Genomic DNA, 14861 nt, shown 5'->3' on the forward strand with positions numbered 1-14861 from the left:
TGCATGTTCATAATTTCTTTATTGATTGAATGGAAATAGAAATTTATTTTTCAAAAGGATTAATTTCAGTTCGTACTTACAATATTTGTAAGAGAAATGATTTAAACACCTTGTTTATCATACAGGAATATTTGAATAAAAATAAATCTTTCAAAAAGTTAAGAGGTTGTGGATTAAAATCAACTTATGAATTAATTGATTTATGCAATCTTTCAGATGACTCTATAGAAACTGAGGATATTAATGATATTTTACGTAGCAATGTTAGTGAAAAAGAAAAAAGTTATGATTTTGAAAGTATTGTATTACCCAATAAAAATGGATTGAATTTTCTTACAGGAAGATTTATTAAAGAATTGGGGATTAATGAAGATACTGTTGAAAATTCTGAGAAACTATTTCAAATTCAATTATACTTGAAGCAGTTAAATATTGAATTTTTATCTAAATTATTTCCAAAAATTTTATTTCCAGATACAATACTGGATAATTTATCAGTTTTTTCATTTATTGATTTTATAACAGTTACAGATGGGTTCTTAAATATTGAAGAAAAAAAACTATTTCAACTTTATTTCACTTTAAATAGTGAATCAGACCAGGATTATAATGTTTTAAAATCCAATAAGTTTAAGCAACAAAGAGACGCTTTAAAACTATTAAATAAAATATCTATATGTTTTCAGATATTTCAGTCTATTGATGATGAGTCTATTAAAGAGATTTTGTACGATTCCGATGGAGATTTTTTTGTTTTTACAAACCAAGAATTTAAGTACATAAACGAGAAAAATAATACGAAGTTCACTGCTGATTTTGTAACATACACATTTTCACTTTTGAAACAAGATGAATTTACTTTAGTTGGAAGTATTAATCATTTTTTTTCAAAAAGAACCATTAATAGTGAAAAATTATTTTATTGGAAAAATAATTATCTAATTAAAAATGACTATTTCTTACTGTTTAGCTTTGACAATTTTGTAAATGACCTTGAAGAAAAATTGCATAATATAAGAGATAATGATTTTGAATTGTATTTTAAAAGTTATGCTAGTCGTTTTCTAAGTAGTAACGATGCTACAATTTTAGATAAATTATTGCCATTATTGGAGATCATATTAAATAACGAGTTTAATATGTTTTTAAGTTTGAATGATAGTATTTTATTTAAGAAGAAATCTAATAAATTTTTATATTCAATTGATACTTTGGATGATGTTATTAATGCAATTAGATTGAAACAATCTGTTTTTTTTGAAAATGGTAGATATGAAGATTTAGTGCCTATGCAACTTAAAGATATTGCTTTTATGATAAGAAAAGATTTGTCAACAGTTTCAAGAACCTTACTAAAAAAGCAATTTGTTCTTAATAACAAGCTTGTCCCTTATAAAATATTATTTAGTGATGGATCAATTAAAACGATTACAGGAAATAGTGTTTCACAGTATGAAATTATGAACAAAATTTTATTTATTATTAATTCTGAAGACAAAAGAAAACCATTGACTGATGACTCAATTATGATGATCTTAAATGAACAAGGATATATTATTGCAAGAAGAACTGTCGCAAAATATCGTGAAGAGAAATTGGGAATATTAAAAAGTACATTGAGGAAAGAAAAGAGTAACTCTAATAATATTAGCTAATTGTCAAGTATCAATATTTGTAGAGATTTTCTTTTTCTACTTAATCTTATGTATATTAAGAATGTCTAAATTTCATACTTTTGCACAATGAGCCAATTAGAAAAATCGCAGCTTTTTCAGTCCATTAAAAATCTTGTTGATACAGCAAGAAATAATATTGTTCGTAATGTAAATTCGGCGATGTTGTTAACCTATTTCGAGATTGGAAGAATGATTGTGGAGGACGAGCAAAATGGGAAAGAACGTGCAGATTACGCTAAAGAAACGCTTAAAAACCTAAGTAAACTCTTAAATTCTGAGTTTGGAAGAGGTTTTTCCGTTGATAATCTACAATGGATGAGGAAGTTTTTTCTAACTTATCAAAATTACGAGACACCGTCTCGTATTTCCAACGAAGAACAAAATTATGAGACACCGTCTCGTATTTCTCAAAAAACTGAAAACAAATCCAATACTAATGCAATTTCTTTTAATTTATCGTGGTCGCATTATATTCAATTGTTGAAAATCGACAATGAAGATGAAAGAAAATTCTACGAAATCGAAGCAGCTAATAATAATTGGAGCATTCGTGAACTGAAAAGACAATATTGTTCCGCAGTTTATGAACGTTTAGCTTTAAGTCGTGATAAAGAAGGTGTAAAAGAATTGGCTAAAAAAGGACAAATCATAGAAAAACCTACCGATGTTTTGAAAAGCCATTATGTCTTAGAGTTTTTAGACCTAAAAGAAGACAATCGCTATTCTGAAACCGATTTAGAAACAGAAATCATCAACAAATTAGAGCATTTTATGCTTGAATTGGGAAAAGGATTTTTGTTTGAAGGGCGACAACGCAGATTTACATTCGAGGGAGATAGTTTCTTTGTCGATCTGGTTTTTTACAATCGTTTGCTGAAATGTTTCGTTATTTTCGATTTAAAAATTGGGAAACTCACCCACCAAGACATCGGACAAATGCAGATGTACGTCAATTATTATGATAGAATGATAAAACTACCCGAAGAAAATCAAACCATCGGAATTATTCTTTGTAAAGAAGAAAACAAAACCGTTATCGAATTTACCCTTCCTGAAAACAATAAAACCATCTTTGCAAAAGAATACAAAGCCGTACTACCAAGCAAAGAAGAACTAAAACGCCAAATCGAAAAATAAAGAGATAAGTCCAAGATACGCCTCAGCAAATAACATAATCGAAATTATACGCACACGCCACCGCTACGGGGATTGCCTCCACTTCGTTACTGCAACTGCTAACAAGGTGCGCCTATAATTTGAGATTATGCTAAATGCTTCCCTACAGTCGGGCATAGCCCTTTGTGTCAGCCAACGCTCTGTCGTCCTTCGATTCATATTTTGTTAACAGTACAACTATTCTAATTTCCCACCCACCCATATTTTAGGATGCAAAAAAATGATGCAGAAGAGTAGTGTATTGCCAATCGCTACAGTCGCTTCATAGTTGAAACTATTTTAAAGGAAATAAAAAAATAGTTCATCTATTCAGCCACTTTCACTCACGCACATAGCAGTATTCCTTTCTTCCTACAGCTGCTTTTTCCTATGCAATATTTTCATCCCATTCCAAAAATGCGATTGTTTCATAGGCTAATAGTTTCAGTGCATTTTTGCATCGGTCTGAAAACGCTACCGCCAAGCTGCTTCCGTCAGGCAGTCATACAGCTATCTTTCCCTCCGCTTATCATACTTTCGTCTTGATTCTTGGTTCTTGTTTCTTGAATTTGTAGTAAAGCATCATTTTTTCGCGAGCTTTTTTACCCGTTTTTGCCTTTTCTTCCCTATGCTAAATCCAACCTTTTCCAGTTCCTTCACAATATGGTTATGCAAGCATATCCATACTGTTTCGTCACTGCACGCAGGAGTATGTCGCCAAAGCAAATCCCATCTGCTACATACCCCTGCCTTTCCCCTCGCTCACCATCTTTTGCCAAGCAACTTCCTTCACCTTTTTAACCATTCTTAGAACTTTTGGGTTCCTACAAAAAATAAAAAAAGCAAAGCAAGATAGGGGGCTTCCATTTCCAGCCGCTATGTTCAGTAAAGGTCAAGCACTTCGTGTTTTTGAAAAAAAGATTTTTGGCTAAAAAATATAGCAAAAAACTTTTTTCAAAAAACCTTGACAGAACGCCCCGCCCCCTTTTAATCGGCTTTCTTTTTTTCTTTTTTTTTCGGTTTTTTTCTTCGTTTTCTTTTAAAAATATTTCGGCGGAGCATGAATTTTTAAAACTCATGCTATGTCAAATTTCAAAGTACGCACGTACAATTCCGAAAAGGAAACGCCCAAAAATGCTCTATTTATCCTGTCAAGAGGAAAAAACGCAGGGAAACCACTATTTCAGCCTTGCCCCAACTGTTACATTCTGTATTGCAACAATTCCGAAGAACTCGAAAACCTATATTGGACCTTCTTCACCCTTTGGAAAAACGGTTTTTTTCACCCTTACCTTTGTGGAAGTGTTATCGAAATGCTTCGCCTTTTGGAACTAAAAAAGATTTTGCAAACTTTTATCGTTCCAAGCCTTACCAAGATGGAGCAAAACGAGAAAATCCTTTCAGATATCAAAGCCATTTATCAATTGGAGCAGAAGTTTACAAAACAACTGCAACAGCTTTCAGAACTTCGCTCCATTCTCGTAAGAAAGTACTATTTCCAAATCTAAAATTTCAAAATCCCCACTTCGGGGATTTTTCATTTAATTGAACTTTATTTCCACCCAAAGACGTAGATAAGTGCAACATATTTCGCCCTCCTAAATAACGGAATGCAAGAAGATGAAAGCAATAGAAGTATATAGAAAAAGCCCGACTAAAAGCCGAGCTGAAAAAGAGCTAATTGCGAGTTTTTTACTTTGAATCCTGGAGTGAATCTTGATCTAGCTTCGGATTTTCTGGATTTTTTTCTGATTTTTTTCCGAATTCTTCGGAGCTGATTGCCGTTTGTGATATCGCACTGGCAAGAGTTCCACCGAGAAGCAAATACCCACCAATACTGACTAGAGTAGCGGGCAATGCAACCGGAGCAGCCACTAAAGTACCACCGACAGCCGACAAAATAAGTCCTGCAGAGCGAATTATTTTAAACCATTTCGGAGTAGGTTCTTGGATTCTGTTTACTAAATTGAAATTATTTGCTTTCATTGTCTTGAATTTTTGTAAGGTTAAACTCTATTTTATTGACTCTTTGCTCCAAATATTCTACTTTTTGATTGAGTAGATCCTGAGAGTTTTTAAACTCAGTTTTGATCAGCAAAGCCATTGTTTTGACTTCGGAAATATCTCTTTCCATATTCTTGAAATCGGAGTGTAATTGCCTGATAAAATAAGCAACAACTGCCAATAAAAGACTTGAAACCGAACCAAACAGAATATTGATGTCTAAGGTTGCGTTCATGAGTTCCATGTTTTAGAATTGAAAATTGTTTTCGATGGAAATTCCATTATCCTTTCTGTTAAGAATGGATAGGAGTTTTGGATAAATCATTTTGTAAGCATCGGTACTTTGCAAAACCTGAAAATCACCATCTTTTTTAATATAACTAAGACCGCAAAGCGGACAACCAGCCGTTTGAGTAATCGTATTTCCAATATGGATATAAACAGCGTCAAAGGTTGGTAAACCGTCTATTTCTATCATTCCACGATGCATAACGGGAAACCTATTGGCGTAGTCTGCATTCTTGCCACCCCAAGTATTTAAGGTTAAATAAAATTCACCTGTCGGAATTGCCGTTTGCTTCATTATTTTTATTTCACGGATTTTGTCTTCCAACAAAAAACATTGAAAAATTCCGTCAATGTATAAATGCGAAAGCGTGGATTGTTTGCCTTGAGCAACACGAATTATTTTTGTTCTCATAACATCTTTTTATCAAAAAAGCCTTCCCGAATTGAGAAGGCTTTGATTAAACATTTTCTAAAAAACTTCCTCAATTTTGAGACAGTTACCGCTCGCAAAAGGGTAATACTGACTGTTGACCTCTTGGAAAAACTCAATTCCGATACACTGAACTACCGAAACATTAGCCCCTAATGTTGGTGTACCAGGGAATTGTGCAGTAATGGTAGAACCTGCATAAGCCGTATTTAACGGAATATATCCCGAATACTCAACGATAGTCAATTCGTTATTTGCCATATCGTCTGGCTCATAACTTCCTGTAGTCGGATTGTATGAAAAATCTGATAATACTGCTAAAGCATTAATTAAGCGAAAATGAGTTGAACCTGAAGGGGCAGAAATCAAATCAGCCGGATTAAACGGAGCAATTACAAAATCTGAAGAATCTCTTCCTGCAGTATGTGTAACATCATACGGAGCATTGAAAATACCACTAATAGAAAGATTTTTGTTGAACTCAAAACCTTCTAAATATTTTCGTTGTGTAGAAACTTCTACTTTTCGGTAGCCTCTGGCTTCCGTTCCGTCTTCCAAGTTGATTTTCTTCATAACAGAAGTTAATCTTCCTGTAACTTGTGAATCAGTAAATTTGCCCATTAACGCAGATAAAGCCGTTCTGAGCGACTTTCCAACTTTGGCGCATCCGCCAAATTCGTTCATATTTTCGCGAGTTCTTTCGAACTCAGGGGCGCTTTTCACTTGTTCGGCGGTAGGTCCGCCTACCATACCAGCGAAAAAACCTTCTTGCCCTTTGATTTTGAAATGTCTTACATCGCCAATTGTTCCGACGTATTTCATAAGACCTTTTTGTCTTGCCATGATTGTAAATTTTAAGTATTAGAAAAGAATGAAAAACACTGTTGTCTAGACAGATATAAATTTCTTGAATTAACTTTACATAAACAATAGATAATATACTGTAAACCAATGAAATACAATGCAGTTATACCAAATCAAACGGAAATAGACCGCAACTTATCCATAGTTGAGCAAGAAAATTATTTTCTAATGAAAGACATCCAAATAGAAACTCATTTGATAATTGAAAGAGTTTTAGACGGAGATAGTTTAATAGTGAGACAAGAATACGGGCAAATAAGAAAGGAAATAAGATTATACGGATTGGACGCTCCCGAAGTGAAGATAAGCCGAAAAACAAAGGAAGACGAAGTCAAAAGCCACGTTCCTGCATCTTTGTTGGTACAATATGGACTGATGAGTTTAGATTTTATGGTAACTCTTGCACCTGTTGGTACAAGAATTACCATTTTGACCGAACCCAAAAATAGAGTAGACTTCTGGAAAAGACAATTGGCTTATGTTATTCTACCGAACGGAAAATGCCTAAATGAAGAGTTAATAAAAAATGGCTATGCTAAAGCAAGCCACCATTATTACTGCGAAAAATTAACTATCTACCAAGCAATGAATTTTGAAGCCAAACAACAAAAGCGTGGAATCTATCTATTCATCGATGTTTTATGATTTGTTGTACATATGTTGTACTTTTTTAAACAAAAACGTAAGAAAGTACCATTAATAAAGGACATCTTATATAGACTTTATATAATACCGTGTTGTACGCAGTATTTTTGGCTCGTCGAATTGAATTTAGTGCCATTAAATTTGATTCAGAGAAGTGAAAATTCAAGTGCGACAAATATTTTCACTCATTTTTATCACACTTTTTATTCATGTCGATATTCACACAGTTTGTAAAAGTTAAAACTTTTTTTCAAAAATTTTCAGTGTAAAAATTTAAGAATTTTTTAAGTCAAATACATCCTTTTTTTAGTTTTTTATTCGAATATTATTCAAAAAATTTTGGAGAATTTTGCTTTAATTTTTGCCATTAATTTATTCAGTTAAATTTTAGAAAATATGAGAGAATTTAGTCATTTTCATAACAAAATTCAGCGTAAATATTTCAGAATTATTTTTCAAAAAACTCCTGAAATTGTTTTCAGCGCGAGTTTTGAGGATATTGCGTACAACGAATAAATATTGGCGAAGTGCGGGAATTCGAAGAACTTTAGTTCAACATAGACCAAACTGAGCAAATGCTTTTTTCGTGAAGACTAAATTACAAAAAATGTCGAAACGAAAAAGCATTTTGCGAACAAAAAAAGTGGAGTAGTTCAACTGTGAATTCAAGCCCGCATTTTGCCAATATCCTGTTGTCTGCAGTATTTTTAATTCAAGAGAGTGAATTTCATTGAAATTCAGTTTCGAAGAATTCAAAATCAAAGACGACAGTTTCCATTTTGAAATTTAGTTTTTTAATCCAAGATTTAAGAACTCTAGATTAAATCCAATATTTGAATATTTGCTTTTAAGATTTAGATTTTAAGTCCAGAATTTAAGAATATTTGATGCCAATATTGCAGAACTAAATTCAGTAATATTCGTTTCAATTTAGAATTTAGTCTGTTTTAAGCTTGCTTTGATTTCAGTTTATTTAAAGCATTTTTATTCAGATAATTTTCATGGAATTCAGTTTTTAAAATCCAATTATTATTCGATGCTTATTTGAAATTTTTAGAATTATTTTTAAGTCAAATATTTAGAAATAAAACCCCATTTAAATTATTTCAAAATTTGAAAAAGTCTCTATTTAACGCTACTTTGGTAATATTGCAGACAACGGAAAAAGTATTGGCGAAGTGCGGGCAAAAATGAACTTTAGTTCAATTTTCGACCAAACGTAGCCGATATTTTTTCCATGAAACTAAACTACAAAAAATATGTGAAATGGAAAAATAGCGGCGGCTAAATATTACGAATAGTTCAACTTTGCACTTCACCCCGCATTTTGCCAATACAATGTTGTCTGTAGTTTCTTTTAGCAATCACTATTTAATCATCATAATCATGATTTTCTTCTTCTTCATCTTCGTCTCCGACACGATTAATACTTCGATTTCCCGTTGAATAATCGGTTGAAATTTCATCTATTGATGTTGAACCACATTCTTCACAAGTCCTAATCGGATAATCATAAGCCATGTCACAACTTGCACATGCCCATTTTATCTCAGTTGAAAAATTATTCCACATAAAAAATTACCATTTAGGTTTTCCGTCTTTTCCAACTATTGTATTAGCAATATCATTTGCTGAATTAGAATTGCCATCTTTTTCTGTGCTGTCATAAAGTGTGCTTACATATCTTGCAACTCCTCGACCTCCATCTGAACTATATTCAGTATCTTTATCAGTTCTGTATCCGTTATTATTCAGTGCATTAGCAATATCTTCAAAATCAAGATTTTTTCCAGATCGTTTTGCTCCTTCTACCATTCCTCGTACAAAAGTGTCTTTTTCCTCATTTCTCATAATATGTAATTATTCCCGATTTATTCCACTTTGGAACTAAGGACATCGAATTGGAATGAATTTTTAAATTAAATTTCCCTGCCCGTTGTTTGAATATCCACTTTACATGGAATTACAGACAACGGAAAAAGTATTGGCGAAGTGCGGGAGAAATATGAACTTTAGTTCAAGTTCGACCAAACTGAGCCGATGCTTTTTCAATGGAACTAAATTACAAAAAAAATGTAAAATTGAAAAGCAGCGGCGACAAAAAAGGTGAGGATTTTCAATTCAGACTTAAACCCCGCATTTTGCCAATACAATGTTGTACGACGTTTTTACTTGATTCCATATTCTTTGAAATATTTTTTTACATTTTCTTTATTGTATTTGTCTTCTCCACGCCAAAAAAGTACAAAAGTCCAATCATGTTTTCCTGGTTCTTTTCGGTCAAATCTTAATGGTTGTAAAATATCTGCACAACCTAAAATTTCCATTAACATATGTCTTTCATTTTTAGAAGACTTAATTACTTCAGAAAGTCGATCTCTTAAAATACTCGGAGTTTCACCAATTTTCGAGGTATTAATCGTATCTAATATATTCTGAAATATTTGTATATCAATTTCTGTTGGCTGTGGTATTATTTCTTTTTGCAGTAGAGTTAAATCAAGCAAATTATATAAGCCATTTGAGTGTCTTACTCCGCTCCATTTTATTCTTTCAAAATTTAGAATATTTAAATCCTCATTTTCTCCAAATCCTAAAAGATAATCAGAATAATTATTTGTCTGTAATATTCTTTCGGCATTTCTGTAACTTGCTAATCCTGATCTCCAATCAAGTCTTTTATTTGTTAAACTAGAAAGAAAAGCGTTTGTAATTTTACTTAATGGAATTTCATTTACGGTTTTTCTTAATTTTTCAAGCAATTCTTTTTTTGTTATTGAAATAGGTTCAAACATTAAACCTTTTTCTTTCGCATACTCAAAATCTTCGCTTGATAATTTTCTATTTTCGTCACTCAACCAACCTTGAGAACTCCAAAAAGTTTTGAATAAAATGTTTTTTGCTTTTTTATCCACAATATTGTTTTAAAATGTCGTACAACTCTCAAATATACGAAAGTTTTAGAAATTAACAAGAAAAAGTTGTATTTTATTAAAGCTTTGCTAGAGAGATAATTAAATATAATTTTTATATTTGTTATACAAAATACGCAATTCGCATTTTGTATAACTTATGGAAGGTTCTTCAACTGATTTTCAAAGTGACTTTTTTCAAACTAAATTGGGAAGTCACAAAGATAGAAAAGTGATATGGGTGAAATTTGAGAAAAATTTTAACCTTATCAGAATTCTCAAGCAAACCACAAAATCTTTTTGGAGTAATTCTCAAAAATGCTGGTATGTTGCCGATAATAATTTTAACAGAAATCTGTTCGGAATCGAAAAACAAGTTATTGGGAAAGATGTTTTGATGAAAATTGGCACTATTAATTTACCTGAGCTAACGCGTTTTCAGGAACATATTATTCTTAAAGGTTACAGCCAAAATACGCTAAAAACCTATACCGTAGAATTTGCACAACTGCTTTATATTCTTAAAGATTTCCCTGTTCAGAGTCTGTCTGTAGAAAAAATAAGGAGTTATTTGTTGTATTGCCATCAGACTTTAGAATTGTCAGAAAATCAAATTCATAGTAGAATGAATGCACTGAAATTTTATTTCGAAAAAGTTTTGCGAAGAGAAAAAATGCTTTTGGAAATTCCAAGACCTAAAAAGAAACAAATTTTGCCAAAATATCTGGATCAGGAAGACATCAAAAATATTTTGAACGTTACCGAAAATCCAAAACATCGACTTGTCATTAAGCTTTGTTACGGAATGGGACTTCGTGTAAGCGAAATCGTCAATTTAAAAGTTGAAGACATAAGCAGTAGTAAAAAACGGGTTTTCATAGAAAATTCTAAAGGTAAAAAAGATCGTTACGTAAATCTTCCGGATAGTGTTTTAGATGATTTAAAAGTTTACCATGAAGAATTTAAGCCTCAAAAATATCTTTTTGAAGGACAATACGGGGGTCAGTACACCGTAAGAAGTGTACAGCAGATTTTCAAAACTGCAATGAAAAAAGCTAAAATTAATAAAACTGTAGGTATACATGCCCTAAGACACAGTTACGCAACTCATCTACTAGAATTTGGTACTGATATTTCCCTAATTCAAAAACTGTTAGGACATAATGATATTAAAACCACTCTTATTTACACCCATGTAGCTAAATCTGTTAAGAATGTACAGTCTCCATTAGATAAAATTTAATACTATCGTCTTTTTAAGTTGTTGATAATTAGCAATAAATCCATTTGCAAACGTTTACAAACGTATTTAAATGTTTTACTACCGATTAATTTTTTTCAATCTCGCAATCTTTGCAACAGAGATTAGAGAAAACAGTGAACGTCTCTTATCTGAGTTTAATAATTTAAAAAAATAAAGTTATGTCACTAAGAAACAAAGTAACATTAATTGGTTACACAGGAAAAGAGGTTGAAATGATTAACTTCGAAAATGGAGGGATAAAAGCTTCGGTATCATTGGCTACTAACGATCATTATACCAATGCAAAAGGCGAAAAAGTAGAAGAAACTCAATGGCACAGTTTGGTTGCGTATGGGAAAACAGCCGAAATTTTTCAGAAATATGTTCCTAAAGGAAAAGAAATCGCTATTGAAGGTAAAATTACCTACAGATCCTACGAAGATAAAGACGGTACAAAAAGATATATTACCGAGATTAGAGTAGAAGAACTACTTCTTTTAGGGAGTAAATAATCTATGAACTTTAAAATCATAATAGCATGAAAATTAAAGTTTTAAAAATCCGAATTGATGATGAACATCTGTTGGAAGATCAAAAAATAGTTGATTCTTTTTTGAAATCTCATGAAATTATTAAAGCTGAAACCGCATTTGTTCAGAATGAGCAGTTCTGGTCTGTTTTGATCTACTTTAATAATTTGGAAGATGTTACCAAAACAACAATAAAAGAGCCTAAAAGTTTGAAATATTCCGCAGAAAATGAAGACTTAAACAACGATGAAATAGAAATTTTGGAAGCTTTGAAGCTTTGGAGATCCGAAAAAGCAAAAGAACAGAATCTTCCTACTTATTTTATTGCAACCAATAAAGAATTAATTTCTGTAGCAAAATACAAGCCGGCAAAGAAAGAAGAGCTTTTAGACATTAAAGGTTTCGGAAAACATAAGATTGAAAATTATGGCGAAGAAATTTTGGAAATTTTAGACAGTGTTTAATCATCAAAAAATTTACTTGTGAAGTTTTTATTGATTTAAAAGTCCCTGCGATTGCTTATTTTTGCAGTTAATAATAATCAATCATTTATAAAAAATGAAGCCAGGTTTAGCAAAAGGAACCAGAGATTTTACATCGCTAGAAGTTTCAAGAAGAAAATACATCATCAATATATTACAGAAAAATTTCGAACTCTTTGGTTTTCAACCTTTGGAAACACCAAGTTTCGAAAATCTTTCAACACTCACCGGGAAATATGGTGAAGAAGGAGATCGTCTTATTTTTAAGATTCTGAATTCAAGCATTAATGAGGCTAAAGATGATAAAAAAACGCAAATGCTTAATGATTTTCAAAGAGCGTTAGAAAAACCTTTCAGCTCTGAAAATCTTACCGATAAAGCTCTTCGTTACGACTTAACTGTACCTTTTGCAAGATTTGTAGCCATGAATCATGGGAAATTAACATTTCCATATAAACGTTACCAAATTCAATCGGTTTGGAGAGCAGACCGACCTCAAAAAGGCAGATTCAGAGAATTTTACCAATGCGATGCAGATGTTGTAGGAAGCGAAAGTCTTTTGCAGGAAGTAGATTTGGTACAATTATATCTAAAATCTTTTGCTGAACTAAAAGTTTCAGTGACAATTCATATCAACAACAGAAAAATCCTTTCAGGATTAGCAGAATATGCAGGAATTACCGATAAACTAATCGATTTTACCGTAGCTCTAGATAAATTAGATAAAATTGGTAAAGATGGTGTTGTGAAGGAACTTTTGGAGAGAGGAATTTCTCAGGAGTCTATTAATAAACTGGATTTCCTGTTTAACCAATCTGATGATGCTTTAGAAAATCTTCTTCAGTTAAAAGAGAAATTCGCAGGAAATGAAATTGGCTTAAAAGGTGTTGAAGAACTAGAATTTGTAATTACTCAATCTTTAAATTTAGGTGTAGATATTCAGAATCTTGTTTTTGATATTACTTTAGCTCGTGGTTTAGATTATTATACCGGAGCAATTTTTGAAGTGAAAGCAGACGAAGCACAAATGGGTTCTATCGGCGGAGGTGGAAGATATGATAATCTTACTGAAGTTTTCGGGGTGAAAAACGTTCCGGGAATTGGGATTTCTTTCGGTCTTGACAGGATTTATTTGGTAATGGAAGAGCTGAACCTTTTCCCTGAAGAAGCCACATCTAATGTTGAATATCTCTTTGCGAATTTTGGTGGCGAAGAAACTATTGAAGCTTTAAAATTGATTATTCAGTTGAGGGAAAAAGGAATTTCTGCTGAACTTTATCCTGAAAATGCAAAAATCAACAAACAATTCACTTATGCTGAAAAGAAAGGCATAAAAAATCTTGTTTTTTTAGGCGAAGAGGAAATTAAAAACAGAACGGTAACTTTTAAAAACCTTGAAATTGGCGAACAAAAGACAGTTTCTCTTGATGAGTTTTTAGATTAAATTCAAATATAAAAAAAAATAAATGTAATCGCTTTTCTTTGGATGAGCGATTTTTTTGTTCACTTAAAACTCAATTAGCTTTACTAAATTTTAAAAATAGGAAACTACAATCTGCACGAAGTTTGTACTCTTTTAGAAACACTAAACAAATATTGATTATGAGTAAAGACATTTTACGAAAAGAACACGTGCTGGGATTAGGTGGAGTTGCAATAGGAACTGCTTTCGAAAAACTGACGGATGAACAGTCGTTCGAAATTTTAAATAAAGCCTGGAATGAAGGAATAAGATATTATGATACTTCTCCATGGTATGGGCTTACAAAGAGTGAGAGAAGATTTGGCGAATTTTTAAAGACGAAAAAACGAGAAGATTTTGTTTTCTCTACCAAAGTGGGAAGGCTTTTTACAGAAGTTTCAGCAGGCGAAGTCCCAAAAACAATGTGGAAGGATCCATTGAATTTCGATTTTGAGCATAATTATACTGCAGATGCAATTAAAAAATCTATTGATGAAAGTTTAAAAAGGACGGGTTTAACTCATATCGACATTGTGTATGTTCACGATTTATCCGAAGATCAGGTAGGAGACAGGTATGATTATTTTTTGGAACAGGCTAAAAATGGAGCTTTTAAAGTTTTATCAGATTTGAGAGATCAAGGGATAATTAAAGCTTGGGGAATGGGTGTTAATAAAATAGAACCTATATTAGATTGTCTGGAATTTGCAGATCCAGATATTTGCTTATCTGCCACACAATATTCTATCTTAGAACATGAAGACGCTGTAGATAGATTGTTACCTGCAGTAAAAAAAGCTGGTGTAAAGTTAGTTTCCGGAGCGGGATTTAATTCGGGATTTATCAATGGGAGAGATCGGTATAATTATAAAGATGTTATTCCTAAAGGAATGACAGAGAAAAGAAATCAGATTTCAGAAATTGCATCGAAATATAATATTAGCATTGTAGATGCTGCATTACAGTTTGTTTTGTCTGCCGACGAATTTGCATCCATAATTCCCGGAGCCAGCAAACCGGAACAGGTAAAAGATAATATGAAAGCTTGGAATACAGAAATTCCTAAGCAATTCTGGCTCGAACTTAAAGAAAAAGGATTGGTGTATGAAAAAGCACAACTTCCTATATAATTGTAATTCTAAACCTGCTTCGATGCAGGTTTTTTTATGT

At 32.2% G+C, this 14861-nt stretch carries 16 protein-coding genes; 9 read left to right on the plus strand and 7 right to left on the minus strand.

Features of this window, described 5'->3' with window-relative positions:
* Positions 1-29 precede the first annotated feature (29 nt).
* From MTP08_RS05175 to MTP08_RS05185, 3 genes are all read left to right on the plus strand, one after another.
* Positions 30-1655: an RNA polymerase factor sigma-54 gene (locus MTP08_RS05175; protein ID WP_243577334.1), complete on the plus strand. Its 1626-nt coding sequence runs from the start codon at positions 30-32 to the stop codon at positions 1653-1655.
* 87 nt (positions 1656-1742) lie between these two features.
* On the plus strand, positions 1743-2813 hold the full coding sequence (locus MTP08_RS05180) for a PDDEXK nuclease domain-containing protein (RefSeq protein WP_243577336.1): 1071 nt from the start codon (positions 1743-1745) through the stop codon (positions 2811-2813).
* A gap of 1100 nt (positions 2814-3913) precedes the next feature.
* Positions 3914-4339 (plus strand): DUF6943 family protein, encoded by a 426-nt coding sequence (locus MTP08_RS05185; RefSeq protein WP_243577339.1) that lies wholly within the window; start codon positions 3914-3916, stop codon positions 4337-4339.
* Positions 4340-4523: 184 nt separating this feature from the next.
* Here MTP08_RS05185 and MTP08_RS05190 read toward each other — a convergent pair whose 3' ends face one another.
* From MTP08_RS05190 to MTP08_RS05205, 4 genes are read right to left on the minus strand one after another with little or no spacing between them, the layout of a single operon-like run.
* Entirely contained in the window at positions 4524-4817 is a 294-nt protein-coding gene (locus MTP08_RS05190; RefSeq protein WP_243577341.1) for a hypothetical protein, read from the minus strand.
* Positions 4804-5070 (minus strand): hypothetical protein, encoded by a 267-nt coding sequence (locus tag MTP08_RS05195; RefSeq protein WP_243577342.1) that lies wholly within the window; start codon positions 5068-5070, stop codon positions 4804-4806. Before MTP08_RS05195 ends, MTP08_RS05190 begins: the two co-directional genes overlap by 14 nt.
* 12 nt (positions 5071-5082) lie before the next feature.
* Complete coding sequence (locus MTP08_RS05200) at positions 5083-5535, minus strand: DUF5675 family protein (RefSeq protein ID WP_243577344.1); 453 nt, start codon at positions 5533-5535, stop codon at positions 5083-5085.
* A gap of 57 nt (positions 5536-5592) precedes the next feature.
* Complete coding sequence (locus MTP08_RS05205) at positions 5593-6396, minus strand: hypothetical protein (protein ID WP_243577345.1); 804 nt, start codon at positions 6394-6396, stop codon at positions 5593-5595.
* Between the two features lie 189 nt (positions 6397-6585).
* On the opposite strand from MTP08_RS05205, the gene MTP08_RS05210 reads away from it, so the two are divergent.
* A complete protein-coding gene (locus MTP08_RS05210; protein ID WP_243577346.1) occupies positions 6586-7062 on the plus strand; it encodes a thermonuclease family protein in 477 nt (158 codons plus the stop codon).
* Positions 7063-8433: 1371 nt separating this feature from the next.
* Here the strand turns inward: MTP08_RS05210 and MTP08_RS05215 are convergent.
* The 3 genes from MTP08_RS05215 to MTP08_RS05225 all read right to left on the minus strand — a co-directional run bounded on the left by MTP08_RS05215 (position 8434) and on the right by MTP08_RS05225 (position 9977).
* Complete coding sequence (locus MTP08_RS05215; RefSeq protein WP_243577347.1) at positions 8434-8634, minus strand: hypothetical protein; 201 nt, start codon at positions 8632-8634, stop codon at positions 8434-8436.
* 6 nt (positions 8635-8640) lie between these two features.
* Complete coding sequence (locus MTP08_RS05220) at positions 8641-8913, minus strand: hypothetical protein (RefSeq protein WP_243577348.1); 273 nt, start codon at positions 8911-8913, stop codon at positions 8641-8643.
* A gap of 317 nt (positions 8914-9230) precedes the next feature.
* Positions 9231-9977, minus strand: a complete 747-nt coding sequence (locus tag MTP08_RS05225; protein ID WP_243577350.1) for a hypothetical protein — start codon at positions 9975-9977, stop codon at positions 9231-9233.
* A 157-nt stretch (positions 9978-10134) separates the two neighbouring features.
* Here MTP08_RS05225 and MTP08_RS05230 point away from each other — a divergent pair, with 157 nt between their 5' ends.
* The 5 genes from MTP08_RS05230 (at position 10135) to MTP08_RS05250 (ending at position 14821) form a co-directional block, all read left to right on the plus strand.
* Complete coding sequence (locus MTP08_RS05230; protein ID WP_243577351.1) at positions 10135-11217, plus strand: tyrosine-type recombinase/integrase; 1083 nt, start codon at positions 10135-10137, stop codon at positions 11215-11217.
* A gap of 179 nt (positions 11218-11396) precedes the next feature.
* A complete protein-coding gene (locus MTP08_RS05235; RefSeq protein WP_209390160.1) occupies positions 11397-11729 on the plus strand; it encodes a single-stranded DNA-binding protein in 333 nt (110 codons plus the stop codon).
* A gap of 26 nt (positions 11730-11755) precedes the next feature.
* Entirely contained in the window at positions 11756-12211 is a 456-nt protein-coding gene (locus tag MTP08_RS05240) for an HRDC domain-containing protein (RefSeq protein WP_243577352.1), read from the plus strand.
* Positions 12212-12305: 94 nt separating this feature from the next.
* The gene (gene hisS / locus MTP08_RS05245) at positions 12306-13673 is read left to right on the plus strand and encodes a histidine--tRNA ligase (protein ID WP_243577353.1); all 1368 of its coding nucleotides are present in this window, start codon (positions 12306-12308) and stop codon (positions 13671-13673) included.
* A 158-nt stretch (positions 13674-13831) separates the two neighbouring features.
* Positions 13832-14821, plus strand: coding sequence for an aldo/keto reductase (locus MTP08_RS05250; RefSeq protein WP_243577354.1), 990 nt, complete (start codon positions 13832-13834; stop codon positions 14819-14821).
* Positions 14822-14861: the final 40 nt, after the last annotated feature.

Source organism: Chryseobacterium oryzae, from assembly GCF_022811665.1.
GTDB classification, from domain to species: Bacteria; Bacteroidota; Bacteroidia; order Flavobacteriales; family Weeksellaceae; genus Chryseobacterium; species Chryseobacterium oryzae.